Source organism: Vibrio sp. 1249-1, from assembly GCF_033340495.1.
Genome location: NZ_JAWOWJ010000234.1, coordinates 1 through 922, shown reverse-complemented (window position 1 = coordinate 922; position 922 = coordinate 1). Strand labels below are relative to the sequence as shown.

General features: G+C 42.5%; 1 protein-coding gene and 1 pseudogene. Both read right to left on the bottom strand.

Annotated features, from left to right (window positions below; genetic code table 11):
• Nucleotides 1–357 (bottom strand): molybdate ABC transporter substrate-binding protein (gene modA / locus R7Z50_RS25490; RefSeq protein ID WP_318149475.1); only part of this gene is annotated, 357 nt, incomplete at its 3' end.
• A gap of 125 nt (nucleotides 358–482) precedes the next feature.
• Nucleotides 483–922: pseudogene (locus R7Z50_RS25485) on the bottom strand (cobyric acid synthase CobQ); the annotation flags it as partial.

Here is a 922-nt window from a genome sequence, read left to right as displayed (position 1 = left end):
AAATACGGCTATGCTTGACGATTGAGGTGCAATAAGAACGAGGCTATTACGCACTAAATTAGTGACATTGTCACTATCTATAACGCCTTCATCAACCAAGTAGTCCATCCATTTCGTGTTTGCAGAAATAAACACATCAGCTGGGGCACCATTGATAATTTGTCGTGCGATCGAAGACGAGCCGCCATACACAGGCGTAACTGTTACGTCATACTTTTCTTTAAAATCTTGAGCGATTTCGTCAATCGCATTCGTCATCGAAGACGCAGCATAAACTTTCAGATCCGTTGCTGCATTTGTTGAGAATGAAATGCTTAATATCGCCGCTAGGCAAGCATGCGTTTTCCATGCCTTCATAAAGTGAATCCGTACAAGGCAAGCGAAAATTCTATCTAGCCAAATGAATGCGTTCCCAGCCCGATCCGTTTTTCTAATAAGGAGCCGAGAGAAAATTTGGTTAAAGATAGCGTTTGGTTAACGAGTTATTTAAACAGAAAGTCAAGGTTCATGTGTTGTTCTATCGCATCCGCAATACGGTTAATACCTTGTTCTTTCAATGTTTCAAAATCTTGCTGTTTGATCTGAGTGCCATTCACCCACTCAGTAATGAGGTTTAGCGCTTCCGCTTCGTCAAAAAATCCGTGCAAGTAGGTTCCCATAATTTGGCCACATTCACTAATGGCACCGTCACATTCTCCGTTGTCGAGTTCAAGCGGTTGTTCGTCAAGTACTTGGCTTCTACCAACATGAATCTCATAACCTTTCACCTTCGCTTTTTGGTTATTGAGATTGAGCACAGCTTCAGTCTTAGTGAGCTGTTTACTACCAGTCAGCACGGTATGAACATTCAATAGTCCCAAACCTTCGCTTGAACCCGGTTCACCTTCTACACCGTCTGGATCATCAATCGTTTTACCAAGCA